25 protein-coding genes are annotated in these 23,814 nt (G+C 68.2%); 11 read left to right on the plus strand and 14 right to left on the minus strand.

Annotated features, from left to right (window positions below; genetic code table 11):
- Positions 1–2: 2 nt before the first annotated feature.
- The 5 genes from gnd to H5398_RS13150 form a co-directional block, all read right to left on the minus strand.
- On the minus strand, positions 3–884 hold the full coding sequence (gene gnd / locus H5398_RS13130; protein ID WP_182781126.1) for a phosphogluconate dehydrogenase (NAD(+)-dependent, decarboxylating): 882 nt from the start codon (positions 882–884) through the stop codon (positions 3–5).
- A 31-nt stretch (positions 885–915) separates the two neighbouring features.
- Positions 916–2,076 (minus strand): DNA polymerase III subunit beta, encoded by a 1,161-nt coding sequence (gene dnaN / locus H5398_RS13135; protein WP_182800306.1) that lies wholly within the window; start codon positions 2,074–2,076, stop codon positions 916–918.
- Between the two features lie 120 nt (positions 2,077–2,196).
- Positions 2,197–4,761: an ABC transporter permease gene (locus H5398_RS13140; protein WP_182800307.1), complete on the minus strand. Its 2,565-nt coding sequence runs from the start codon at positions 4,759–4,761 to the stop codon at positions 2,197–2,199.
- Positions 4,762–5,664 carry an ABC transporter ATP-binding protein gene (locus tag H5398_RS13145; RefSeq protein WP_182800308.1) on the minus strand — a complete coding sequence of 301 codons (903 nt, stop codon included), beginning with the start codon at positions 5,662–5,664 and terminating at the stop codon, positions 4,762–4,764.
- 291 nt (positions 5,665–5,955) lie between these two features.
- On the minus strand, positions 5,956–6,129 hold the full coding sequence (locus H5398_RS13150) for a hypothetical protein (RefSeq protein WP_182781122.1): 174 nt from the start codon (positions 6,127–6,129) through the stop codon (positions 5,956–5,958).
- A gap of 78 nt (positions 6,130–6,207) precedes the next feature.
- Here H5398_RS13150 and H5398_RS13155 point away from each other — a divergent pair, with 78 nt between their 5' ends.
- Positions 6,208–7,842, plus strand: coding sequence for an FAD-dependent oxidoreductase (locus tag H5398_RS13155; RefSeq protein ID WP_182781121.1), 1,635 nt, complete (start codon positions 6,208–6,210; stop codon positions 7,840–7,842).
- A 181-nt stretch (positions 7,843–8,023) separates the two neighbouring features.
- Here the strand turns inward: H5398_RS13155 and H5398_RS13160 are convergent, their stop codons facing one another.
- Entirely contained in the window at positions 8,024–8,284 is a 261-nt protein-coding gene (locus H5398_RS13160; RefSeq protein ID WP_182781880.1) for a metal-sensitive transcriptional regulator, read from the minus strand.
- 179 nt (positions 8,285–8,463) lie between these two features.
- Entirely contained in the window at positions 8,464–9,837 is a 1,374-nt protein-coding gene (gene dnaA, locus H5398_RS13165) for a chromosomal replication initiator protein DnaA (RefSeq protein WP_182781120.1), read from the minus strand.
- A gap of 340 nt (positions 9,838–10,177) precedes the next feature.
- On the opposite strand from dnaA, the gene rpmH reads away from it, so the two are divergent.
- The 9 genes from rpmH to H5398_RS13210 all read left to right on the plus strand — a co-directional run bounded on the left by rpmH (position 10,178) and on the right by H5398_RS13210 (position 16,890).
- Positions 10,178–10,315 (plus strand): 50S ribosomal protein L34, encoded by a 138-nt coding sequence (gene rpmH / locus H5398_RS13170; RefSeq protein WP_182781119.1) that lies wholly within the window; start codon positions 10,178–10,180, stop codon positions 10,313–10,315.
- 12 nt (positions 10,316–10,327) lie between these two features.
- Entirely contained in the window at positions 10,328–10,678 is a 351-nt protein-coding gene (gene rnpA, locus H5398_RS13175) for a ribonuclease P protein component (RefSeq protein WP_182781118.1), read from the plus strand.
- Positions 10,672–10,968: a membrane protein insertion efficiency factor YidD gene (gene yidD / locus H5398_RS13180; RefSeq protein ID WP_370585655.1), complete on the plus strand. Its 297-nt coding sequence runs from the start codon at positions 10,672–10,674 to the stop codon at positions 10,966–10,968. The genes rnpA and yidD overlap by 7 nt, the downstream gene beginning before the upstream one ends.
- Positions 10,969–12,117 carry a membrane protein insertase YidC gene (gene yidC, locus H5398_RS13185; protein ID WP_182781117.1) on the plus strand — a complete coding sequence of 383 codons (1,149 nt, stop codon included), beginning with the start codon at positions 10,969–10,971 and terminating at the stop codon, positions 12,115–12,117. It abuts the gene before it with no gap.
- A gap of 74 nt (positions 12,118–12,191) precedes the next feature.
- A complete protein-coding gene (locus tag H5398_RS13190) occupies positions 12,192–12,662 on the plus strand; it encodes a protein jag (protein WP_370585654.1) in 471 nt (156 codons plus the stop codon).
- A gap of 20 nt (positions 12,663–12,682) precedes the next feature.
- The gene (gene rsmG / locus H5398_RS13195) at positions 12,683–13,288 is read left to right on the plus strand and encodes a 16S rRNA (guanine(527)-N(7))-methyltransferase RsmG (RefSeq protein ID WP_182800354.1); all 606 of its coding nucleotides are present in this window, start codon (positions 12,683–12,685) and stop codon (positions 13,286–13,288) included.
- A 1,447-nt stretch (positions 13,289–14,735) separates the two neighbouring features.
- On the plus strand, positions 14,736–15,566 hold the full coding sequence (locus tag H5398_RS13200; protein WP_255421977.1) for a ParA family protein: 831 nt from the start codon (positions 14,736–14,738) through the stop codon (positions 15,564–15,566).
- Positions 15,563–16,453: a ParB/RepB/Spo0J family partition protein gene (locus H5398_RS13205; protein ID WP_370585653.1), complete on the plus strand. Its 891-nt coding sequence runs from the start codon at positions 15,563–15,565 to the stop codon at positions 16,451–16,453. Before H5398_RS13200 ends, H5398_RS13205 begins: the two co-directional genes overlap by 4 nt.
- Positions 16,454–16,521: 68 nt before the next feature.
- Positions 16,522–16,890, plus strand: coding sequence for a DUF3817 domain-containing protein (locus H5398_RS13210; protein WP_182800309.1), 369 nt, complete (start codon positions 16,522–16,524; stop codon positions 16,888–16,890).
- 450 nt (positions 16,891–17,340) lie between these two features.
- Here H5398_RS13210 and H5398_RS13215 read toward each other — a convergent pair whose 3' ends face one another.
- The 6 genes from H5398_RS13215 to trxB form a co-directional block, all read right to left on the minus strand.
- Positions 17,341–18,084 carry an SURF1 family protein gene (locus H5398_RS13215; protein WP_182800310.1) on the minus strand — a complete coding sequence of 248 codons (744 nt, stop codon included), beginning with the start codon at positions 18,082–18,084 and terminating at the stop codon, positions 17,341–17,343.
- Positions 18,085–18,102: 18 nt separating this feature from the next.
- Positions 18,103–19,035 carry a D-alanine--D-alanine ligase gene (locus H5398_RS13220; RefSeq protein WP_182800311.1) on the minus strand — a complete coding sequence of 311 codons (933 nt, stop codon included), beginning with the start codon at positions 19,033–19,035 and terminating at the stop codon, positions 18,103–18,105.
- Between the two features lie 13 nt (positions 19,036–19,048).
- A complete protein-coding gene (locus H5398_RS13225; protein ID WP_370586126.1) occupies positions 19,049–20,353 on the minus strand; it encodes a PLP-dependent aminotransferase family protein in 1,305 nt (434 codons plus the stop codon).
- Between the two features lie 96 nt (positions 20,354–20,449).
- Positions 20,450–21,016 carry a hypothetical protein gene (locus H5398_RS13230; protein WP_182781111.1) on the minus strand — a complete coding sequence of 189 codons (567 nt, stop codon included), beginning with the start codon at positions 21,014–21,016 and terminating at the stop codon, positions 20,450–20,452.
- Positions 21,016–21,333 (minus strand): thioredoxin, encoded by a 318-nt coding sequence (trxA, locus tag H5398_RS13235; RefSeq protein ID WP_182781110.1) that lies wholly within the window; start codon positions 21,331–21,333, stop codon positions 21,016–21,018. Before trxA ends, H5398_RS13230 begins: the two co-directional genes overlap by 1 nt.
- A gap of 65 nt (positions 21,334–21,398) precedes the next feature.
- Positions 21,399–22,334, minus strand: a complete 936-nt coding sequence (trxB, locus tag H5398_RS13240; RefSeq protein WP_182781109.1) for a thioredoxin-disulfide reductase — start codon at positions 22,332–22,334, stop codon at positions 21,399–21,401.
- A 132-nt stretch (positions 22,335–22,466) separates the two neighbouring features.
- Between trxB and H5398_RS13245 the strand changes: the two genes are divergently transcribed.
- A complete protein-coding gene (locus H5398_RS13245; protein ID WP_182781108.1) occupies positions 22,467–22,811 on the plus strand; it encodes a hypothetical protein in 345 nt (114 codons plus the stop codon).
- Positions 22,812–22,816: 5 nt separating this feature from the next.
- On the opposite strand, the gene H5398_RS13250 is transcribed toward H5398_RS13245, so the two are convergent.
- The gene (locus tag H5398_RS13250; protein WP_182781107.1) at positions 22,817–23,743 is read right to left on the minus strand and encodes an enoyl-CoA hydratase/isomerase family protein; all 927 of its coding nucleotides are present in this window, start codon (positions 23,741–23,743) and stop codon (positions 22,817–22,819) included.
- Positions 23,744–23,814 lie beyond the last annotated feature (71 nt).

The following is a 23,814-nucleotide window of genomic DNA, read 5'->3' on the forward strand; positions in this document are numbered from 1 at the left end:
AATCAGTCCTTCGACGGCGCGACGGCGTGGCCGCCGAACTGGTTGCGCATCGCCGCGACCATCTTCATGGCCGGCGAGTCGTCCTGCCGCGACACGAACCGCGCGAACAGGCTGGCCGCGATCGTCGGCACCGGGACCGCCAGGTCGACGGCGGCGTTGACGGTCCAGCGGCCCTCGCCGGAGTCCTCCGCGTAGCCCTCGATGGCCTCGAGGTGCGGGTCCTCCCCCAGCGCGTAGGTCATGAGGTCCAGCAGCCAGGAGCGGATGACGGTGCCCTCGCGCCAGGACTCGAACACCTGCGGCACGTTGGTCACCACGTCCGAGGCCTCGAGCAGCTCCCAGCCCTCCGCGTAGGCCTGCATGAGGCCGTACTCGATGCCGTTGTGCACCATCTTGGCGAAGTGTCCCGCGCCGCTCTCGCCCGCGTGGACGAACCCGAACTCGCCCTCCGGCTTCAGAGCCTGGAACGCGGGCATGGCGATCTCGATGGCCTCCTTCGGCCCGCCGGCCATGAGCGCGTACCCGTTCTCGAGGCCCCACACGCCACCCGAGGTGCCGACGTCGACGAAGTGGATGCCCTTGTCAGAGAGGTATGCGGCGTGCTTGGCGTCGTGGGTCCACTTGGAGTTGCCGCCGTCGATGACCACGTCTCCCGCAGATAGCAGGGGCTTCAACGTCTCGATGAGGGAATCCACGGCGTGGATGGGGACCATCAGCCACACCACGCGCGGGCCTGCTCCGAGCTGAGCGACGAGGTCGGCCTCGTCCTTGGCGTCGGAAATGTCCGGGTTGTGGTCCAGACCGACGACCTCCACGCCGCCGCGGCGGAGCCGCTCGCGCATGTTGCCGCCCATCTTCCCGAGGCCGATCAGTCCGATGCGCATGTGTGGCTCCTTCGATGCCTGGATGGTGGGGTCAGCCGGGCAGGCGCATCAGCATGATGACGTGCCTGTAGTCCGTCAGTGGGTCGCCGTCGATGTTGGGGAGGCCCATGATCAGGCAGGGCTTCCCCGGGAGCGTGAACGAGAAGTGGGCGAACGGCGCGTCGAGCGCGGTGAGCGCCTCCAGCAGGTAGTGGGGGTTGAAGCCGGCGTCCGTGATGGACTGGGAATCGCCCACCACCTCCACCTCGGCCTCGATGGCCTCCGAGGCCTGCGCCTGGTCACCGGTGGCGGCCTCGAGCGCGATGTGGTCCTCGTTGATGCGCATCCGCAGCGGCGTGTTGCGCTCGGCCACCAGCGACACGCGCTTCACGGCCGCCAGCAGGTCTGCCGTGTTGACCCGGACGCTGACGGTGGGATCCACGTTCATCAGGTGGCGGACCTTGGGGAACGCCTGGCTGAGCAGCCTCGTGGTGGCCTCTCGGGTGCTCCGGGAGCTCTGCCCGACGAAGCCCGCAAGCCCTTCACCCTCAGCCTCGGTGGTGGACAGCGAGATGGTGACCGTCTCGCCAGAGGTCATGGACTTGGCGGTGTCCGCCAGCACCTTGCCCGGCACGAGCACCGCGCCCTCCACCGACGGGGAGGACGGGCGCCAGGTGAGCTCCTTGAGCGCCATCCGGTAACGGTCCGTGGCGAGCAGCGACAGCTCCTCGCCGTTGATCTCCAGCTTCACACCGGTGAACACGTTGAGCAGCTCATCGCGGCCGGCGGCGACGAAGACCTGACCGACGGCCTTCTCAAACGTGGCCGCGTCCACCGTGCCGGTCTGGCTGGGCATGTCCGGGAGCGTGGGGTACTCCTCCACCGGCAGCGTCTGGAGCGTGAATCGGGCCTGGCCGCAGGTGAGCTCGACCTTCGAGTGGTCCGCGACGAGGTCCACCGGCTTGTTGGGCAGCGAGCGCGCGATCTCCGCGAGCAGGCGACCCGAGACAAGGACGGTGCCCTCGTCGTTGACGGTGGCCGGCAGGGTGACCTTGGCCGAGGTCGTCGAGTCGAAGCTGCTGAGCGTCAGCCCGTTGGCGTCGGCCTCCAACAGCATGCCCGCGAGGATCGGTGCGGTGGGGCGCGTGGGGAGGCTGCGTGCCACCCAGGCCACGGCATCCGCCAGCGCCTCGCGCTCAACTCGAATCTTCACAGGGTTCCCCTTCGATCTCGCTACGTGAACAGTCGGTGAGCGCAGCCACGTGGGTGCGCTCGGGACAGACCATCGCCTGCATCATAGCCGGGCCGCTCAGCGCCCATGCCAGCCGCTGACCTACTCGCTGGCGATGGATTCGAGCACGTTGAGCCGCGACGCGCGACGCGCCGGCCCGACCGCCGCCAACACACCGAACAGGGCCGCCACCACGACGAACACCCCCAGCTGGACCCAGGGGACGACCAGAATGTCGATTCCGTCGTCCCGTAGAAGGTTGACCAGGACGGAGCCGAAGACGCCGCCCAGGAGCACGCCGAGCGTGGCGCCCAGCGTGGCCACCATCACCGATTCGAGGGTCACCATGAGCCTCAGCTGCGGCCGGGTCATCCCCACCGCGCGCAGCAGCCCCACCTCGCGGGTCCGCTCCATCACCGACAGGCCGAGCGTGTTGACGATGCCGAGCACCGAGATCACGACGGCGAGCGCCAGCAGCGCGTAAAGGATGGAGAAGATCTGCTGGAACTGCCCGACCCGGGCCTCCACGAACTCCGCCACGTCCGCCACCACGACGGTGGGCAGCTCGGAGGTGGCCTCGTCTAGGCCCTCGCGCACCGCCGTCAGGTCCGCGCCCGGCTCGGTGAACACCACGACCTGCTGCACCAGCGAGCCGTCGCCGAGTTCGGCGAACGTGTCCGGGTCCACGATGATGTCGCCCAGCGGGGGCGGGCCACCGCCGCCGTTGTGGAGTCCGGTGACGAGAAGCTCGACGGTGCCCCCCGTCGGCGTGGGCAGTTCGAGCAGCTGGCCGAGGCTGAGCCCCTGGTCTTCGGCGAAGTCCGAGGAAATCACGGCCGGGGCAGTGCCGCCCTCGTCGCTGAGCGAACCCGCCACGATCTCCAGGCTGCTGGCCCGCTCCAGGCCCTCGTCGGTGGCGCCGGTGAGCTGCACGGGCTCGCCGTCGAGAACAGTGGCGCCGCGATAGAACTCGAAGACCGCCTCGACGCCGTCGATCTCCCGTGCCTCCTCCGCGACAGTCGCGTCGAACGGCTGATAGGCCACGGGGCTGATGGTGAAGTCACCGCGCTGATCAGAGGTGAGCCGCTCCCGGATGGAGGTGGTGGTGCTGGCGGCCAGGATGGCCACCGTGGCCACCAGCGCCAGGCCGATCATGAGCGTGGCGGCGGTGGCCGCGGTGCGACGGGGCTGCCGGACCGCGTTGAGCCGGGCCAGCTTGCCCACCTCGCCGAAGAGCGCACGGTAGGCCAGACCGAACAGCCAGATCAGTGGCTTGCCCACCAGGACGGCGGCCAGCACCATGCCCACCAGGAGCAGGACCGCGCCGACGCCGGCCCAGATCAGGGGCTGCGGGACGTCCAGCCAGAGTGCGCACGCGATGGCCGCGATGCCGATCTCGATCATCCCGACGCCGATCAGCGGCAGCCCGCCGAGCCTCTCCGGCCCGGACTGCTGCGCCATCGCCATGGCCTCGACGGGGCGGGTCCGGGACGCCTTCCGCGCAGGCAGCGTGGCCGCCACGAGCGTGATGACGATGCCGATGGTGTAGGACGCGGCCACCGCCTGCCACGTGAAGGTGGGCACGGCGGTGCCGAGGTCGATGCCGAAGAGGCGGAACGCGGCGAGGATTCCCCAGGCCAGCCCGTAGCCCACCAGCAGGCCGACGGTGGCGCCGATCACGCCGATGACCGCGGCCTCCGTGAGTACCGAGAGGCGGACCTGCGCGCGGGTGGCGCCGATGGCGCGGAGCAGGGCCAGCTCCCGGGAGCGTTGGGCAACGAGGATCGAGAACGTGTTGAGGATCAGCAGGGTCGCCACCAGGAGCGCGATCCCGGCGAAAACCAGGAGGAACGTGTTGATGAATCCGAGGCCCACGTCGAGCTGATCCTGGATGGTTTCAGCCAGCGAATCTCCGGTCTCGGCGACGAAGCCTTCGGGGAGGATCTCCTGGACGGCCTCGGCCACCGCGTCGGGGTCGGCCTCCGGTGCGGTCTGCACCCAGGCCGCGTAGAACCCCTCTTTGCCGCCCTGCACCAGGCGCTGGGCCTCGTCGAGGGTGAAGAACAGGTAGCTGGCGCCGGCCGTGGCCCCCGCGCCGTAGGTGCCGAGACCAACGATGGTGTAGCTCTGGATCCCGTCGACGGGCGTGGACACGCTGAGGGTGTCTCCGACGACGAAGCCGCCGCGCGTGGCGGTGGCCGGGTCCACCATCACCTCGTCCGACGCCTCGGGCACGCGGCCCTCGACGAGGCGTGCCCCCACCTGGCCGCCCGCTGCGGGGAGGTCCACCCAGTTCATCGCGATGCCCGGGGCACCGGGGAACATGATCAGGCGGTTGTCCTGGTCCAGGGGGAAGATCTGGCTGCTGGAGACGATTCCGGCGGCCGCCTGGACGCCGTCCACCTCGCCGATGGCCGTCACCTCGTCGCTGGTGAGCAGGATCTGCTGGGCGCCCGCCGTGGGATCGAAACCCTGGATGCCGCTGGACTCAGGTGAGACGTTGACGTCCGCCAATGCGCCCTTGACGAGCTGATCGAAGCTGGAGGACAGCAGATTCGTGAACAGCAACGAGCCGGCCACGAAGGCCACACCCAACACGATCGACAGCGCGCTGAGCAGGAGCCTGACTTTGCGCGCCCACAGCGACTTCCAGGTGGCGTGCAGCATCTACTGGTCCAGGAGTGCGCGGCGCGCCATGGAACGTTCGACGGTGGACTCGCCACCGTCGTCGACGGGGCCGCTCGTGGGGGCCGCGCCGCCGTCGCGGTAGACGGCCGTGCCCTCCGCACCCTCCCCGGCGGGCTCGTCCTCCACGGTCTCCGGCGCCCGGTGCGTGGGGGTGTGGCGGGGGTAGATGTGCGACATCGCTCCCAGCAGGTCCTCCTGGGTGGCGCCTCGCATCTCATGCACGATGTGACCGTCCGAGAGGAAGACCGCCCGATCCGCGTAGCTGGCGGCATGCGCATCGTGGGTGACCATGACCACTGTCTGGCCGAACTCGTCGACGCTGCGGCGCAGGAATCCGAGCACCTCCGCGGCCGAGGTGGAGTCCAGGTTGCCGGTGGGCTCGTCTCCGAAGACGATGTGCGGGCGATTCATCAAGGCCCTGGCGCAGGCGACGCGCTGCTGCTGACCGCCGGAGAGCTCGGACGGCTTGTGCGTGAGGCGGTCCCCCAGCGCCAGCACGTCGACGATGCGCTCGAACCATTCCTCGTCGACCTTCTTGCCTGCGATCCGCAGCGGGAGGACGATGTTCTCCCGGGCCGTGAGGGTTGGCACCAGGTTGAAGGCCTGGAAGATGAAGCCGATGCGGTCCCGGCGGAGCTCGGTCAGCGGGGTGTCCGCGAGCGTGGAGACGGCCGTCTCGCCGAGGTACACCTCTCCCGACGTGGGGGTGTCCAGCGCGGCCATGAGGTGCATGAGGGTGGACTTCCCGGAGCCGGAGGGGCCCATGATGGCGGTGAACTCGCCGTCTGCGATCTCGAAGTCCACATCGTCCAGGGCGGTCACCACCGCCGATCCGGATCCGTAGATCTTGGTGAGGCCCCTGGCCCGCGCTGCGATGCTCACGCCCACAAAGGTAGCAGCGGCCTCCAGCGCTGCCAGGGGCGAAATTGCGCCCTGAGCGGGGTTCCCCACAGCTGTGACTTTGAGTGGCTTTGAGTAATTACATCCTCGTTGTACTCATAGCCCCTGTGGAGGCGGTGGATAACTGTTGTCGCGGCTTGTCAGCGCAGCATTGCGGCTGTTGAGCGACTGTGGATGAATCGAAACTACACGTGAAGGATTTGTGGGGAGCGGCCGGGCTGGAAAGTTATCCACAGCCAGGACCCGGCCGCTCTCACACGGTTGTCCGCAGGGTCAGCGGCCCATGAGACGGCCGAAGATGCCGCCGCCCGACGAGGGGGTCTGGGTGTTCTGGTGACCGCCGCACCACTGGCCGGCCGGCACGGAACGCTTGACGGCCTCCACGTGGTTGCCGCATCCGGCCCAGGTGGTCTTGCCGCACTGACGGCACTTGACGGGACTGCACATGTTGATCTCCTTTTGGATTGCTGTCTCGGGTCACCCCGGTTCGCCAACCATACCCCCAGGGGTATAGGATTTCCAAACATGAGAGTTGTAGTCATTGGTGGAGTTGCTGGTGGGATGAGTGCGGCGGCGCGTCTGCGTCGCCTCGATGAGTCCGCGGAGATCATCGTGGTGGAGCGGAGCGGCTATGTGTCCTTCGCCAACTGCGGCCTTCCCTATCACGTGGGCGGAGTGATCGAGGACCGTTCGGCGCTGCTGCTGCAGACCCCGGAGTCCCTGTACAACAGGTTCCGGCTGGACGTGCGCGTGGGCACCGAGGCGGTGCAGATCAACCGTCAGGCCAAGGAGGTCGTGGTGCGCGACGTGGCCACGGGCCGCGAGGAGACCCTCACCTACGACAAGCTGGTCCTCTCCCCCGGCGCCAGGCCCCTCATGCCCCCCATCCCCGGCATCGGCCGCGCGCTGCCCTTGCGCAACGTGGAGGACACGGACCGGATGATCGCGGCCGTCGACGGGGCGCGTACGGCGGTCGTCGTGGGCGGCGGCTTCGTCGGGCTCGAGGTGGCCGAGAACCTGCTGCACCGCGGGATGCAGGTCGCCGTCGTCGAGGCGCTCCCCCAGGTGATGGCCCCGCTGGATCCCGAGATGGTCGTCCCTGTGCACGCGGTGATGCGCGACGCCGGCATCGATCTCAGACTCGGCTCCGGCGTCATCGCCATCGGTGAGAAGGACGTGACGCTGGCCGATGGGTCGGTGCTGCCGGCCGATGTGGTGGTCGCGGCCATCGGGGTGCGCCCGGACACCGAGCTGGCCAAGGCCGCGGGCCTGCGGATCGGTCCCCGTGGCGGCCTGCTGGTCGACGATCGCCAGCTCACCAACGACCCCTCCATCTATGCCGTGGGCGACGCCGTCGAGAAGGTGGACGCGCTCAGCGACGAATCGGTGCTGGTGCCCCTGGCCAACACGGCCAACCTGCAGGGCCGGCGGGTCGGGGACGACATCGCGGGTCGCGGGCGGGCCGCCCGTCCCGTGCGCGGCACGGCCATCGTCGGACTCCTCGGCCTCCAGGTGGCTGCCACCGGGTGGAACGAGAAGCGGCTCCGGGACGCGGGGCGCCACTACCTGGCCATCCACACCCACCCCGCTTCGCACGCCACCTACTACCCCGGCGCCACGACGATGGCTCTGAAGCTACTCGTGGACCCCGAAACCGGCCAGATTCTGGGCGCCCAGGGTGTCGGCAAGGAGGGCGTGGACAAGCGGATGGACGTGATCGCCACCGCGATGGCAGGCGGTCTCCGGGCCGACGACCTGGCGGAACTCGAGCTTGCCTATGCGCCGCAGTTCGGCTCCGGCAAGGACGCCATCAACATGCTCGGCTTCATCGCCGAGAACCGGCTCAGCGGCTGGGAGGACAGCATCCAGTGGCACGAGGTGGCGGAGGCGCAGAACGCCGGCGCCGTCGTCGTCGATGTGCGGACCCCCGGGGAGTTCGCGGCCGGCGCCATCCCTGGCGCGATCAACATCCCCGTCGACGAGCTGCGGGACCGGCTGGACGAGATCCCCGACGGCGACGCCCCACTGGTCCTCCACTGTGGGGTCGGCATCCGCAGCCACGCGGCGCTGGCGGCGCTGAGGTCCTCCGGCCGGACGCTGCTCAACCTCGACGGCGGCTACACGACGTGGAAGGCGGGCTCGGGGATCACGCTTCACTGACCCCCACCCCCCGCTCTCCCCGTGCACGACACGCCGCCTGAGTGCCTCCCCTAGCCCCGATGGGGCAACGGTGGGCGTCTCGGGCGGCGTGTCGTGCACAAGGAAACGACGAAGGGGCCCTCGCCACCGCGGTGGTGAGGGCCCCTTCGTCGTGCTCGGGGCTGTCCTCAGGCGCTCGGCCTCAGGCGAGGCTCAGGAACAGCTTCTCCATCTTGGCCTGGTCCAGCGGGTCCGGATCCGGCTGCTCCATGCACTGGCGCAGGCCGATCGAGATGGTGGAGAAGCCGGCTCGGTCCACGGCCTTGGAGACGGCGGCGAGCTGCGTGACGATCTCGTCGCAGTTGCGGCCGTCCTCGATCATCTTGATGATCCCGCCCAGCTGCCCTTGGGCACGCTTGAGCCGCTTGACCACCGACACCATCTGCTCTGGGTCCAGCTGCATGGGATCAACCTCTTCAATCATGGTCCGAGTATATACCCCCATGGGTATAGGAAGTGATAGCACTCGAACAGCACGGGTTACCCCGCCGAGGTTCCATTGTCACGCGGCGAGCTGATCCACACAACCAGTGGCACGCTGACGCGGCCCCGACGACGGGGTGAGGGCGGCGGGCGAGGCGTTCAGGACTGCTTGATCTGGTTGGTGAGCTCGGTCACCTGGTTGAACAGCACGCGGTCCTTGCCGATCTTCTCGTTGATCTTGCGCACGGCATGCAGGACCGTCGAGTGGTCGCGGCCGCCGAACCGGTGCCCGATCTTCGGCAGCGACATGTCGGTGAGTTCGCGGCAGAGGTACATCGCGATCTGGCGTGCCCCCGCGATGGTCGCCACCCGGCTGCTGCCGGTGAGGTCCTCCAGTGAGATGGAGAAGTACCTGGCGGCCGCGTCCATGATGGTCTGCGCATCGACGGGGGCGGCGTCGTCGGGCATCAGGTCGTTGAGCACCTGCTCGGCGAGCGGGAGCGTGATCTCCTGCTGGTTGAGGCTGGCCAGCGCCGCGACCCTCGTCAGGGCCCCCTCCAACTCGCGGATGTTGGTGGGGATCCGCGAGGCGATGAGCTCCAGCACCTGGGTGCCTGCGGTCAACCGCTGCTGGGCCACCTTCTTCCGCAGGATGGCGATGCGGGTCTCGAGGTCAGGCGGCTGGATGTCGGTCATCAGGCCCCACTCGAACCGCGACCGCAGCCTGGGCTCCAACGCCTCGAGCAGCTTCGGCGGGCGATCGGAGGTCATCACGATCTGCTTCTGCGCGTTGTGGAGCGTGTTGAAGGTGTGGAAAAACTCCTCCTGGGTCTGGATCTTGGACTCCAGGAACTGGATGTCGTCGACCAGCAGCACGTCGACGTCGCGGTAGGAGCTGCGGAACTCGGCCGTGCGGTTCGAGGAGATGGCGTTGATGAAGTCGTTGGTGAGCTCCTCGGTGGAGACGTACTTCACGCGCAGCTGCTCGTAGTAGTTGGTCACGTAGTGGCCGATGGCGTGCAGCAGGTGGGTCTTGCCGAGCCCGGAGGGGCCGTAGATCATGAGCGGGTTGTACGACTTGCCGGGAGTCTCGGCGACGGCGGCCGCCGCGGCGTGCGCGAAGCGGTTGGACGAGCCGGCGACGAACGACTCGAAGGTGTAGCGCGGGTTGAGCCGGACGTCCTGGGGGCGCGAACGTGGCGCCGCACGCCGTGGCTCCTCGTCCTCATGGACGTCCGGCGCCGTCGAGGTCCACGCGTCGGCCTCCTGCACCATCTGTGGATTGATCATCACCGCGAGGTGGGTGCTCTGACCACAGATGTCGCTCAAGCGCTCCTCGATCTGGGGGCGGAGGCGGGTCTCGAGGCGTTCGCGCGTGGTTTCGTCGCCGACCGCGAGCATCAGCGTGCTTCCGTGCATGTCCAGGGGCTTGGTGCGGCGCAGCCACGCCTTCGTGGGGGCATCGGCGGAGGCGATGACCTCGTTCCACAGGGCTGCCAGGTCCGGCGTCGGTGATTCGCTCACCTCACCCACTTCCCGGCGGTTCGCTCCGCCTTCTCATTCGTCCACAAGGTTGTCCACAAGGGGGATAACTCACCCTAGCGGTACAGCCGACCGGGGCTCACCTGTGGATAAGCTGGAAGGCAGGACAACGAAGTTAGTCCCGTCGGGCCCCACACGCAAGGCGATTTCCGCGACACGCCGGTGCCACGCTGGACTACACGGCTGTCATTTGCTTAGTTGTGCGGCTGCGTGGGCGCGGTTTGGTCCCAGGGCCTGTTGCCACGTATCGTTGACCAGTCGCCATTGAGGCGGTCACTTCCCCCTGCCCACCAGGGCAGTTGTACACCAACGACACTGAGCGAGTATTCCCATGACTAAGCGCACGTTCCAACCGAGCAACCGCCGTCGCAGCCGCACCCATGGCTTCCGCGCCCGCATGCGCACCCGCGCGGGTCGCGCCATCCTGTCGGCCCGTCGTGGCAAGGGCCGGACCGAGCTGTCGGCCTAGGTCCGGACGTCGGTGCTGCCAGGTCCTCGTCGGCTCACGAAGCCCAGTGACTTCGGTGTCACCGTCCGGCACGGCTCCAGGGCAGCCAGCCCGACAGTCGTGGTGCACGTGTTGCGCCCCACCACCCAGAATCCACCCGACGTCAGCCGGGTGGGTTTTGTCGTCTCCAAGAAGGTGGGCAACGCCGTGACCCGCAACCGCGTCAAGCGGCGGCTGCGGCACCTCGTCGTCGGACTGGAGGCCCCGGTCGTGGCAGATGTGGTGGTGCGGGCCCTGCCCGATGCCGCCGTCGCGACGGATCGGCTGGGCGAGGACCTCGCAGACGCCTGGCGGCGCGCGTTCCGGAAGGCGGCGAAGTGCTGAAGTATCCGCTGATCTGGTTCGTCAAAGCCTGGCGCGCGGTCATCTCCCCCTCCTACGGGGACGTGTGCAAGTACCATCCGTCGTGCTCCAGCTACGGGCTGACGGCGCTCGAAACCCATGGCGCCGTCAAGGGCGTCTGGCTCACCGGCCGACGGCTCGTGCGCTGCCATCCTTGGGCGGCGGGCGGCGTCGACTATGTGCCCGGCACGCCGGAAGCGGCGGCCTGGGCAGAAGAGAATTCCAACGAATCACGGGACACCAAGTCCCAACCGAAGACTGAGGTGGCTTAAGTGGTCGATCTACTGGTGACGCTGAACATCTGGGACAGCTTCTACGGGGTGCTGTCGGCGATGATGCAGCCGCTGTACTGGGCGGTGTCCGGCCTCGTGGTGTTCTTCCACTGGCTGTACACGCCGCTGTTCGGCGCCGAATCGGGCTGGAACTGGACTTTGGCCATCATCAGCCTCACGGTGGTGATCCGAACCCTCCTCATTCCGCTGTTCGTGAAGCAGATCAACTCCGCGCGCAGCATGCAGATGCTTCAGCCGAAGATGGCGGAGCTGCAGAAGAAGCATGGCCATGACCGGGAGCGACTCGGCCAGGAGACCATGAAGATGTACAAGGAGGAGGGGGTCAGCCCCACCGCCTCCTGCCTGCCGCTGCTCCTCCAGATGCCCATCTTCCTCGCGCTGTTCCGCGTGCTCGAAGGAGTGTCCTCCGGCAACGTCCGCGGCCACTTCTTCAAGATCAACCCGGACCTGGTGTCGTCGCTGCAGAACGCCGAGATCTTCGGCGCCCGCCTGGCGGACCGCATCTTCCCGATGACCTCGTTCGGCCCCACCCAGGCCGTGGGCATCGTGCTGGTGGTGGCGATGGTCGCGGTGTTCTTCGTCACGCAGCTCCAGTTGATGCGCAAGAATCTCCCCCCGGAGTCCCTCACCGGCCCGATGGCCCAGCAGCAGAAGATGATGCTGTACCTCTTCCCCGTCATCTACGCCGCCTCGTCTGTGGTCATCCCCATCGGCGTGCTCATCTACTGGCTCACCTCGAACCTGTGGACCATGGGCCAGCAGGGTCTCCTCATCCGCAACAATCCCGCGCCCAACACTCCTGCGTTCATCGAGTGGGAGGAGCGGATGCTGGCCAAGGGCAAGGATCCGCAGGGCATCATGATCGCCCGTGCGGAGAAGCGCCGCGGCAAGACCGGCAACGGCGCTGCCGGCTCACGCCCCGTGGCGCGCCCGGTTGCCCAGGCCCCGGCGGCGGAGGGTGGCGATGGCGCTGAGGTCACGGAGGGCGCTGAGGTCGCGGAGCAGCCGACGAGGGTGACCCGTCAGCAGGTGACGCGCCAGACCGTCCGCACCTCCGAGGACGGCAAGCCCGTCGTCGTCCGGCAGCAGCCGAAGCAGGCGCCGCGCTCCGCTCGGAAGAAGAAGTGAGCCAGCCCTCCGAGCAGGGCCCCGACACCCAACCACACACCGCCCCCACCGGGCATGAGGAGAGGACACTTTCCGTGTCGAACAATGAAACCGAAGCCGCCCTGTTGGCGGAGGGCGACCTGGTTGCCGACTACTTCGAAGAGCTCCTGGACATCGCCGATCTCGACGGCGACATCGAGAACTCCGTCCAGGACGGTCGCGCGTTCGTCGTGATCGACACCGAATCGGATCGGCTCGTGGGTAAGGACGGCGAGGTCCTGGACGCCCTGCAGGAGCTGGCCCGTCTCGTCGTGATGACGGAGACCGGGCACCGCTCCAGGCTGATGGTTGACGTGGCGGGGTACCGCGCGCGGCGTCGGGCCGAACTGGTTGCCATGGCGAAGGACGCCATTGCCGAGGTGCAGGAGTCTGGTGATCCGGTGCGGATGGCCGCGCTCAATGCCTATGAGCGCAAGATCGTCCACGACGAGGTCGCCACCGCCGGGCTGCTCAGCGAGTCGGAGGGCGAGCCCCCGAACCGCCGGGTTGTGGTCAGCGCGAAGTGACCGACGAGCAGTCCCCGGAGCTGACGGCTCGAGCGGCACTCTTAGAGTTTCATCGCCGAAGCGCTGAAGAGTTAAGCCGATATGTCGATATATTGGCTTCGCGCGGGATCGAATGGGGACTGCTCGGGCCCCGGGAGGGCGACAAGCTGTGGCAGCGCCACATCGCCAACTCGGTGGCCCTCGACGACGCCATCCCGCAGGGAGTGGAGGTGGCGGACGTGGGCAGCGGGGCCGGCCTCCCCGGGATCCCAGTCGCCATCACCCGGCCGGACCTCAGGGTCACGCTCATTGAGCCGTTGTTGCGCCGGGCCAACTTCCTGACGCTGGCAGTTGAGGAGCTGGGGCTGGAGGACCGGGTGGAGGTTCTGCGGGCGCGGGCCGAGGACACGAAGCGCCGCTATGACGTCGTCGTCTGTCGCGCCGTTGCGCCGCTGACGAAGCTACTCGGGTGGACCACTCCCCTGTTCGCCGACGGTGGCCAACTGCTGGCCCTCAAGGGAGAGTCGGCCGAGCAGGAGATCCGTGATGCCAGGCCCACCTTGGTGCGAGCGGGACTCAAAGCAGAGGTGCTGGAGTTGAGTGTGGCCCCGGGCGTTGAAGGCGCGAGGGCGATCCGCGTCAGCTGACACCCGCGTCTCCAACTCGAGCTGGGTTCTCAGGGCTGTGAGGCGTGACCCGCTCTCCGGGCGGCCCCTCGTGGGCCTGTCCTGTCATTCGCCCCGGTCGAGCATGGGTCGGGGCCTGCGGCGCTTTTGAGGGCCGCCCGGAGAGCGGGTCACGCCTCACAGCCGGCTCCCAGCGTGGCCTTGCCTGGGTCCGGGAGCCGATCGTCATGGCGGCGCCGGGGTTGGGACTCCCTGAGCGGGATGCCGGCTGAGTGATCCTCGGGTTGGGCATCACGACGCAGAACCGCCACGACGAGCGACTCCCTTCTGCCAGGGGCTGTGTCCCTGGCCGGTGAGAGGGGCGTTGGCGTAGATGTAGCAGGACGGGCAGGCCGGTGCCGCTCCCGATCCCACTGGACTTGCGGCCGCAACGGTCCCGCCGGACGAAGCCGCTTTCCGCTGGTTGAGCCGGGCCTCGTTCCCCCGCTGGTTGAGCCGGCCCTAGCCGCGAAGCGGCGCAGCCCGCGTCGAAACCGACGTCGGTCTTCAGGTAGAACTACCTGCGGGACTCTGCACCGGGTGCCAAGGGTTTCGACGCAGCAGCGGGCGCTTCGCGCCGCGGCTGGCCCAACCAGCGGTAACGGCGAGCCAGAGGTAATGGCGAGCCAGACCCTCGTCCGTGCGGTCGCGACCCCACAGGACTTTAGCGGCAGCGCCTGCGCGCCGGACGAAGCTACACCCCCCGCTGGTTGAGCCGGGCCGAGCCGCGAAGCGGCGCAGCCCGCGTCGAAACCGACGTCGGTCTTCAGGGAGAACCACCTGCGGGACTCTGCACCGGGTCCCCTGGGTTTCGACGCAGCAGCGGGCGCTTCGCGCCGCGGCTGGCTCACCGCGGTGGCGGGCAACCGGACCGGGCATAGTAAGGCGCGGCGCGGCCCGCGTTGACTTGTGCCGAGCCGCGCCGAGTCGCACCGCCTCCTTGGGTGAGTACATTGTGTCCGCGAAGAGTCAGGCTGGCGGAGGGGCCCACCCGTGCCCCGCTGGTTGAGCGGAGCCCAGCCGCGAAGCGGCGCAGCCCGCGTCGAAACCGACCGGTCTTCAGGGATAACTAGCTGCGGGACTCTGCGGGTGCCGTGGGTTTCGACGCAGCTGCGTTCGCTTCGCGCCGCGGCTGGCTCAACCAACGGTGGCCCGTCGGGCTGTGCGGGACGCGCCGGAATGGCGAAGGAGCGTTTCACGTGAAACGCGGCGCTCACACTTCGCGGTCCGCCACCCGAGTTGGGTAGAGTCATCGCGGACACCAAGGAGGCCCCGGATGGCGTTGTTCTTCCGCAAGCGCAAGGCGCAGCAAGCGAATGATGACGAGCTGTGGAAGCAACACAGCAACGTTTCACGTGAAACGGGGTTGCACCCCAGACGAGCCGCTCGCGATGCCGAGGCCAGCGTCGAATCCGAGTACGGCGATGAGATGGTCGACTTCGACTCCCCCGCCGCGACTCTCCCCCGGCCTGCGAGCCCACGCATCGTAGTGGTCGCCAATCAAAAGGGCGGCGTGGGGAAAACGACCACGACAGTGAACATCGCTCATGCAATGGCCTTGGGCGGTCTCAATGTGCTCGTCGTCGACAACGACCCCCAGGGCAACGCCTCCACCGCCCTTGGCATCAAGCACAGCCCCGGTACGAAGGGTACCTACGAGGTTCTCCTCGAAGGCGTCGGCATCATCGAACACGCCCAGCCGTCTCCGCACTCGCCAAATCTGCATGTACTTCCTGCCGCCATCGATCTCGCGGCGGCGGAACTCGAACTTGTGAATCTCCGCGGCCGTGAGCACCGGATGCGTGATGCCATCAAGCAGTACGTGGACGAGTCTGGCGTGGACTACATCTTCTTCGATTGCCCGCCGTCGCTGGGACTGCTCACATTGAACGCCCTCGTGGCTGCCAACGAGATCCTCGTGCCCATCCAGACCGAGTACTACGCACTCGAGGGCGTCACCCAGTTGATGCGCACCATCGCACGGGTCAAGGGCAACCTCAACGACGATCTAGAGCTGAGCACCATCCTCCTCACCATGTATGACGCACGGACGAATCTGTCGCGGGAAGTGGCCGACGAGGTTCGCAAGCACTTCCCGGACCAGACGCTGACCCAGGAGATCCCGCGCTCCGTGCGCATCGCTGAAGCCCCCAGCTACCAGCAGACCGTCCTGAACTACCAGCCCAAATCTCCGGGCGCACTCGCGTATACGGCCGCCGCACGCGAGATGGCTGAGCGCGCCCAGAAGGTGGAGGAATGATGGCTGTACTGAAGAAGAGCGGCCTCGGCCAAGGCCTTGGGGACCTGTTCGCCCGAACCGACGACGACAAGGCCGAACAACTCAGCGACGGCTCCACGTTCGCCGACCTGCCACTCCAGCAGATCTCCCCGAATCCCCATCAGCCGCGCACGGTCTTCGACGAGGACGACCTCAACGAGCTGGCTGACTCGATCGCCGAGTTCGGTGTCCTGCAACCGGTTGTTGTGCGTCGCCGCGGCGATGACGCCTACGAGTTGGTGATGGGGGAGCGACGTCTCCGTGCCAGTCAGCTCGCCGGCCGGGAGACCATCCCCGCCATCATCCGAGGGACCGACGACACCGCCCTCCTGCGCGACGCCCTCCTGGAGAACCTTCACCGGGCCAACCTGAACCCCATCGAGGAGGCGAACGCGTACTCCCAGCTGCTCCGTGACTTCGAGTGCACGAAGGAGGACCTCGCCCAACGGATCCACCGGTCCCGCCCACAGGTTTCCAACACGTTGCGTCTGCTCAACCTGCCAACGCGGGTGCAGACGAAGGTCGCGGCGGGCGTCCTGTCCGCGGGCCATGCGCGCGCCCTCCTCGGCCTTCCCGACGCGAACGCCCAGGAGGAACTGAGTGAGAGGATCATCGCCGAGGGGCTGTCGGTCCGGTCCACCGAGGAGATCGTCGCGCTGGGGCGGGGGAGTGCCCACCGCTCCAGCGTCGCGCGGACCCCGAGGATCCCCTCCGAGCGGGAGCGGGAACTGGCCACTCACCTGAGTGATCATTTCGACACTCGGGTCAAGGTGAACATCGGACGGAACAAGGGCCGCATCACCATTGAGTTCGCCAGCGGTGACGACCTGGACCGCATCGTCGCAGTGCTGGACGGCAGGACGCTCTAACGCTAAACGCGTCTAGCAATAAAGCAATATAGCGACAAAACCATAGATAGAGTTAACGAGGAACTGACATGACTACCGCGACCAACGCCGCGACCGTCGCCCCAAGCGACATCCCCGCCATCAGGTCCGCCCTGCTGCGCTACCGCATCATGGCCTATGTCGTCGGCGTGCTCCTCGTCGTGCTGGTGTGCGTGGGCTTGCCCCTGAAGTACATCTGGAGAGACGGCCGGGTGGTGGTGTGGACAGGGATGCCGCACGGCTGGCTGTACATGGTGCTCCTCATTACGGCCTACGACCTCGGTCGCCGGGTGAAGTGGTCCATCAAGTGGTTCCTGGTCATCATGGCCGCGGGGACGGTGCCGTTCCTGTCCTTCGTCGCTGAACACTTCGCCACGAAGAACGTCCGGGCAACGATCGCGGCCAGCGAGACCGAGTGAGATAGGCATCTGGGCCACGCCGTTTCGCGGGGTCCTACTTCGGTCCCTGATGGTTCCGCGTCGCGAAGCGACCGCGGGAGTCTCGAAGGGTCGAGAACTCGGACCTGACAGCGAGGGTGGGGGACGGCAGGGCGGCACTGCGCAGCGGTGCCCAACCCGAGGATCACCAACTGGCATCCCGCTCGAGCTGACCTGACCCCCACGCCGCCCTGCCGGCCCGCACCCGGGACGAGACAACGCCACAGGAGGACCGAGTGCGGGGAGACGGGAGACGAGGCCCGGGCGGCCTCCACCACTCGGCCACAGTGTGACCAGCGACGGTCAGCAAAGCCATGGATAGCGGCCGCCCGGGCCTCGACTCACGTCTCCCCGCACCGACAACGAGATCTGCGTGAAGGTTGTAGTCACGACCCTTCGAGACAGGCCACGCCGCTTCGCGGGCGGCCCTCCTCAGGGAGCGGCTAGGGGGCGGCCCTCCTCAGGGAGCGGTTGCTGCACCTCATCAGCTGAGGCAAGTCGTTTGGCGTGAGCGGCGTCCCTCCCGAAGCCGCGGGCGACGTAGATCCCGAACGCCACCGCACCAGCCGCGAACACCCACCACTGCAGCGCATACCCGCGATGCGTCGCCGACCCCTCCGCCTCGGGGAGCACCAGCGGCGCCGCGCTCAGCCCCTGCGCCGTCGACGCCTCCGCGGGGAGCGTCACGTAGCCCCCGATCAAGGGCGACGGCCACCCCTGAGCCAGCGCCTGCACCCTCAGCGACCCAATATCCGCCCCCACCGCGACACTCTCAGCCGGCAGGTCTGACGACAGGAACACCCCGGCCACGTCCTGTTCACCGCTCGGTGCGGCGGGGGCCACGGCTCCCTGTTCGACGATCCCGCGCACCACCGCGACGTGCCGGCCGTCGTCCATCTCGAACGCAGTGACCACACGCAGCGGCCACTGCTCTCCGACCAGCACCTCATCGGTGGTGTAGGCCCCGGTGAGGGTGACCTGTCGGCCGTACACGTCGTCGATCTCCCCGCTCTCCGCGACACTCTCAGCCAGCGCAACCGGCTCCAGAGCCGCACGCTCGGCCGACACGTCGCGCGTCGATTCCTCGTAGGACGACATCTGCCACAGCCCGAGCGTCAGCATCACGGCGGCGACGACGAGCCCCGCCGTCACCGCGACGGCCTGCTTCGCGCGCACCCTCACGTCTACCGCCACTCAGCCGCGGGCGAGGTCCACCAGTGTGGCGAACACCTCGCCCAATTCCCGGCCGGCGGCCTCGAACGCCAGGGGTGCCAGCGACGTCTCCGTCATGCCTGGCGCGACGTTGCCCTCGAAGAAGACGGGCCTCCCGGACCGCTCGACGATCATGTCCACCCGCGACAGGTGCCTGAGCCCGAGTGCCCGATGGACGGAGACCGCGAGCTCACCGGCCGCCGCGAGCACGTCGTCGTCCAGTTCGGCGGGGGTGACGAAGCGGGTGGCGCCGGCGGTGTAGCGGGATTCGTAGTCGTAGACCCCGGACTGGGGCCTGATCTCGACGGCAGGCATGGCGACGGGGCCGTCACCCTCGTCGAGCACGGTCACGGCGATCTCGGTGCCCGTCAGGAACGACTCGATGACGGCCACCGCACCGTAGGCGTAGGCCGCGACCAGGGCGGCCGGGAGATCCGACGCATCGTCGACCTTCGTCACGCCGAGCGCGGATCCGCTCCTCGACGGCTTGACCATCAGCGGGTAGCCGAGCTGCGCCCCGATGCCCTCCATGAGCGCGGGGGCGCCGAGCTCGCGGAAGATGTCGTGGGGGAGTGCGATCTGCTTCGGGGCGGCCAGCCCCGCGCCGCGCACCACGGAGGTGGCGATGGACTTGTCGAACGTGAGCCTCGAGGACGCACCGGCCGGGCCGACGAAGGGGACGTTCAGCACTTCGAACACCTCGCGCAGCGCCCCGTCCTCGCCGAGGCCGCCGTGCAGCATCGGGACGACGACGGCGTCCGGGGTGCGTCGCACCAGCGGGATGAGGTCTGCGTTGACGTCGGCCTCGATCACCTCGCGGCCCACGTCGCGCAGGGCCTGGGCGACCCGTCGGCCGGACCGCAGCGACACGTCGCGCTCGTGGCTCAACCCACCGGCAATCACGATGATCGTCATGGATAACTCCTTGTCAGCTGAGGTCTGGGCCGGGCCCGGAAGGGCGGCGCCGGTCAATGGGGGAGGCCTCGATCCCGAAGGTGGTCATCACTTCGAGCTCGCGCCGCACGACGTCGGCGAAGCGCTGCACACCGGTCTTGATCCGGTCCGGCGGCGGGAAGCAGAACGACAACCGCACGTTGCGCGCGCCCTGGCCGTCGGCGTAGAACGCGCTGCCGGGCACGAACGCGACGCGCGCGTTGACCCCGCGGGGCAGCATGGCCTGCGAGTCCAGGCCTTCGGGGAGAGTGACCCACACGAAGAACCCGCCGGCCGGGCGCGTCCAGGTGGCGCCGTCGGGCATCTCCTCGGCGAGGCTGTGGAGCATGGCGTCGCGGCGCTCGCGGTACATATTGCGGTAGATCCCCACCTGCCCCTTCCAGTCCTGGGTGGACAGGTAGGTGGAGATGGCGAACTGGCTGAACACGGGCGGGCAGAGCGTGGCCGACTCCTGGGCCAGCACCAACTTCTCGCGGACGGCGTGCGGCGCCAGCACCCATCCGACACGGAACCCGGGGGCGAACGTCTTGGAGAACGAGCCCAGATAGATCACGTCGGCGTCCACCGAGCGCATCGCGGGCAGCGGCTCGGCGTCCAGGTTGAGCAGCCCGTAGGGGTTGTCCTCGACGACGAGGATGCCCGCCTCCGCGCACACGGACAGGATCTCGAGGCGACGCTGCCAGGGCTGGGTCTTGCCCGACGGGTTGTTGAAGTTGGGGATGGTGTAGAGGAACTTGATCCGCTTCCCCGCCTTCTTCAGCCGAGCCGCCGTCTCCCGGAGCGCCGCCGGGTCCAGTCCGTCGTCATCTGAGGAGACGTGCACCACCTCGGTCTGGTAGCTGAGGAAGGTGCCTAGCGCGCCCACGTACGACGGCGACTCCGCCAGCACCACGTCGCCTGGATCGCAGAAGATGCGCGTGACGAGGTCAAGGCCCTGTTGTGAGCCGGCGGTGATGACCAAGTCGTCGGCGTGCGCGGTGATGCCCTCGAGCGCCATGACGTCGAGGATCTGCTCGCGGAGCACCGGCTCGCCCTGGCCGGAGCCGTACTGCATCACCTGGGTGCCGTTGGTGCTGATCATGTGCGCCATGGACGCCGCGATGTCCGCCAGCGGCAGGTCCTTGATGTTGGGCATGCCGCCGGCGAGGGAGACGATCTCGGGGCGGTTGGCCACGGCGAACAGTGCCCTGACGGCGGAGACCCGCATGCCGTTGGTGCGCTGGGAGTAGCTGTCGACGAACCGGTCCAGCCGGGTGTCGTGCCTCGAGTGCTCGCTCACGTTGTCTTACCTTGCGTTCGGGACGCGGCCGCCGTTGGCGACACGCGTTGAGCCTGCGCCCACCCTATCCGGTCCGGCCAGACTGGCCGCAGGACATCAGGGTGTGACCGCCGTCTCGAACTCAGTCAGCAGCGCCGCCAGGTCCTCCGTGGCGTGCTCGGTGACGGCGAGAAGGAGCAGGCCCGTCTCCTCCGTCACCCGCCCACACGCGGGAAGCGACGTGTCCACCGACAATCCGCACAGCGTCCCGCCGCCTCCCACCGCAGAGGCGTCCTCGACGCCGGCGTCCGCCACGTAGGTGGCCGCATCCTCCTGAGGCCAGGTCATCACGAAGATCACCTTGTTGACGCCGTCGGAGTAGTCCGCCCGGACGATGCGCTGATTCTCAGGTGCCGGGCCATCGCTCGCGGTGACGTCTCCCCGGACGAGATCTCCCACCTGGACCGGCGGGTCCATGATGAGCGTCGGTGACGGAGCGTGGGTGGGAGACTGCGAGCTGCCGGTCGCCCCGCCCAAACCCGCGCCGATGAGCCCGCCAGCCACCACGAGGGCGGCGGCGATGGCCGGCCCCAACAGCCGTTGCCACCAGGGGGCGGGCGGCTGTGTGGTGTCGTCGGAGACGGCCGTCCAGGCGGCGCGGGTGGGGGTTGGGCTGCTGCTCATCAGAGCAACTCGTCGATGGCCTTCTTCAGGGCGCCCTTGGTTTTCCCGCCCGTCAGTGACTTGGCGACGCGCCCGCCCTGGAAGAATTGCAGTGTGGGGAGGCTGAGGACGCCCTGCTCGGCGGCGAGGCCCGGGTTGGTGTTGGTGTCCACTTTCACGAACTTCACGTTGCCGTACTCCTTCGAGAGCTCCTCGACGATGGGTGCGATCTGCCTGCACGGCGCGCACCAGTCCGCCCAGTAGTCCACCACGACGAGCGTGTCTGCCATGAGGACCTCGTCGACGAAGGTCTTCTCCGTCACGTCGGTGACTGCCATGGTGCTGCCTCTCAAGAATGGGATAGGTCAACAGAGTCTATGCGCCCGGCCCCGCGGGACCGGGATCAGTCCTCGAGCGCCTGCAGGTACTTCTCGGCGTCGAGTGCCGCCGCGCAGCCGGTCCCCGCCGCGGTGATGGCCTGCCGGTAGGTGTGGTCCACGAGGTCGCCGCAGGCGAAGACGCCTGCAACGTTGGTGGCGGTGGTGCGTCCGTCCACCAGTACGTAGCCCTCGGCATCGGTGTGCACCTGGTCCTTGACGAGGGCCGAGCGGGGGTCGTGGCCGATGGCGATGAACACGCCCTGGACGTCGAGGTCCCGCAGCTCGCCCGTGTGGGTGTCCTTGAGGGTGATGGATTCGACGGACTTCGTGCCGTTGATGGTCTCGACCACCGAGTTCCAGGCGAACTCGATCTTGGGGTCACGCATGGCGCGATCCACCATGATCTTGGAGGCGCGCAGTTCGTCGCGACGGTGGACGATGACCACCTTGGAGCCGAAGCGGCTGAGGAACGTGGCCTCCTCGACGGCGGAGTCACCGCCGCCGATCACGGCGATGGGCTTGTCGCGGAAGAAGGCGCCGTCGCAGGTGGCGCACCAGGACACGCCGCGGCCGGACAGGCGCTCCTCGTCGGGGAGGCCGAGCTTGCGGTAGCCCGATCCCATCGCGAGGATGACGGACTTGGCGTGGTACTCGGTGTCCTCGGAGTCCTTGACGATCTTGATCTCGCCGGTGAGGTCCACTGCGGTGGCGTCGTCGGTGATGAGGATGGCGCCGAAGCGCTCGGCCTGCCTGCGCATCTGGTCCATGAGGTCCGGGCCCATGATGCCCTCGGCGAAGCCGGGGAAGTTCTCCACCTCGGTGGTGTTCATGAGGGCGCCGCCCCCCTCGAACGATCCCTCGAAGATCACCGGCTTGAGGTTGGCGCGGGCGGCGTAGATGGCCGCGGTGTAGCCGGCGGGGCCGGAGCCGATGATGATGACGTCGTGCACGGTGGGCATGCTTCTCCTTCACGGGGGCGGTCAGCCGCCACCATCGTAGTGTGCTCCTGGCGGAGATCAGGCGGCCGCGTCGAGTATACCCCCAGGGGCATACGGTGCCGTTCGGGTGCTGTCAGGAGTAGCCTTCGCAGCATGAGTGAGGAGCTGTCCCGGGACGAGCTGCACGCCGCCCTCGAGGTGCGCCGCGAGATGGGCACAGAAATCGAGCCGGCGCTTGTGGATTCATTGGCGGCGAAGGTGGAGGCCACCGTCCGCCGTCGATACGAGGCCGAGCTCGCCGCCACCAAGGCGCAGTCGGCGGCGGAGCGCCAGGGCCAGGGAGGCCGCCTCGCCCTCGCGATCGTGTCGCTCGTGATGGCGATCCCGCTGACGGCGATCGTCCTGCAGTTCGGAATCGCGGCGCTGCTCATGGTGTGGGTGGGCATCGTGCTGGTCAACGTCGCGATGGCCTTCAAGCCCCCCGGCACCGGCCGCTAGGGTCGTCAGTACTCGAACGCCCGCGCCACCTCGTCCAGGGGAACCTCCTCCAGGGAGGCGTGCCGCCAATGCGGGGCGTTGTCCTTGTCCACCAGGAGCGCCCGCACCCCCTCGACGAAGTCCCCTGAGGGGATCACCGTCTCCGCGAGCCTCAGGTCCTGCGCCAGCACCTCGCTGAGCCTGAGCGAGCGGGCGCGCACGATGGCGCGCGCCGTGACGTGCACCGCGAACGGGCTGCGGGCGCGCAGCTCGCGTCCCGCCGCGCGGGCCTCGTCCGCCGGGTGGTTCTCCAACTCCCCGATGATCTCGAGCACATCCTCGGAGGCGTAGCACTCGTGGATCCAGGCGGCGGACTCGGCGAAGAGGGGAGCCGGGAGGTCGCCGTCGGCCGACTCGTCTGCCAACCCCATCAGGAGCGCGTCACCGCCGGTGAACGTGGCGGAGGTCAGCGCCACGTGCTTGCCGACGGCGCCCGCCCGCGACAGCTCGTACAGCACGCCGGCATCCGGCACGAAGCCGATCTTCGTCTCCGGCATGGCCATCACGGTGTCCGCGTAGACGATCCGACGGTCCACGTGCGCGCCGATGCCCAGCCCGCCGCCCATCGAGACGCCGCGCAGGAAGGACGTGACGGGCTTGGGGTAGTTGGCCAGCATCATGTCCAGCGCATACTCGGTCTCCAGGTACTGCAGGAACGGGCCGCCGTCGCGGACCAGCTGGACCAGTGCCCGCACGTCCGCGCCGGCGCAGAACCCGCGCTCGCCATTGCCCGCGAGCTCCACCGCTGTGACCGCATCGTCGTCGTGCCAGGCGGTGAGCGCGTCATACATCGCGGTGAACATGTCCTCGGTGAGGGCGTTGATCGCGCGCGGCCGGTTGAGGGTGATGCGGGCGATCCCGTCCTGCACCTCGGTGACGATGAATTCAGACATGGGGGCCAGCCTAAGTGAACCCGCGGGGGGCTGTCTGCCGGGAGCGGAGCAGTGTTCCGGCGTCCCGGCTG

The sequence above is a fragment of the Tessaracoccus sp. MC1679 genome (genome assembly GCF_014164775.1).
Taxonomy (GTDB): domain Bacteria; phylum Actinomycetota; class Actinomycetes; order Propionibacteriales; family Propionibacteriaceae; genus Arachnia.

Excerpts from the sequence above, each read along its gene's own strand:
- gnd (WP_182781126.1), bottom strand. The coding sequence starts at position 884 with ATGCGCATCGGACTGATCGGCCTCGGGAAGATGGGCGGCAACATGCGC.
- H5398_RS13140 (WP_182800307.1), bottom strand. The coding sequence starts at position 4,761 with ATGCTGCACGCCACCTGGAAGTCGCTGTGGGCGCGCAAAGTCAGGCTC.
- H5398_RS13150 (WP_182781122.1), bottom strand. The coding sequence starts at position 6,129 with ATGTGCAGTCCCGTCAAGTGCCGTCAGTGCGGCAAGACCACCTGGGCC.
- H5398_RS13155 (WP_182781121.1), top strand. The coding sequence starts at position 6,208 with ATGAGAGTTGTAGTCATTGGTGGAGTTGCTGGTGGGATGAGTGCGGCG.
- H5398_RS13160 (WP_182781880.1), bottom strand. The coding sequence starts at position 8,284 with ATGCAGCTGGACCCAGAGCAGATGGTGTCGGTGGTCAAGCGGCTCAAG.
- rpmH (WP_182781119.1), top strand. The coding sequence starts at position 10,178 with ATGACTAAGCGCACGTTCCAACCGAGCAACCGCCGTCGCAGCCGCACC.
- H5398_RS13200 (WP_255421977.1), top strand. The coding sequence starts at position 14,736 with ATGGTCGACTTCGACTCCCCCGCCGCGACTCTCCCCCGGCCTGCGAGC.
- H5398_RS13205 (WP_370585653.1), top strand. The coding sequence starts at position 15,563 with ATGATGGCTGTACTGAAGAAGAGCGGCCTCGGCCAAGGCCTTGGGGAC.
- H5398_RS13210 (WP_182800309.1), top strand. The coding sequence starts at position 16,522 with ATGACTACCGCGACCAACGCCGCGACCGTCGCCCCAAGCGACATCCCC.
- H5398_RS13220 (WP_182800311.1), bottom strand. The coding sequence starts at position 19,035 with ATGACGATCATCGTGATTGCCGGTGGGTTGAGCCACGAGCGCGACGTG.
- H5398_RS13230 (WP_182781111.1), bottom strand. The coding sequence starts at position 21,016 with ATGAGCAGCAGCCCAACCCCCACCCGCGCCGCCTGGACGGCCGTCTCC.
- trxA (WP_182781110.1), bottom strand. The coding sequence starts at position 21,333 with ATGGCAGTCACCGACGTGACGGAGAAGACCTTCGTCGACGAGGTCCTC.
- trxB (WP_182781109.1), bottom strand. The coding sequence starts at position 22,334 with ATGCCCACCGTGCACGACGTCATCATCATCGGCTCCGGCCCCGCCGGC.
- H5398_RS13245 (WP_182781108.1), top strand. The coding sequence starts at position 22,467 with ATGAGTGAGGAGCTGTCCCGGGACGAGCTGCACGCCGCCCTCGAGGTG.
- H5398_RS13250 (WP_182781107.1), bottom strand. The coding sequence starts at position 23,743 with ATGTCTGAATTCATCGTCACCGAGGTGCAGGACGGGATCGCCCGCATC.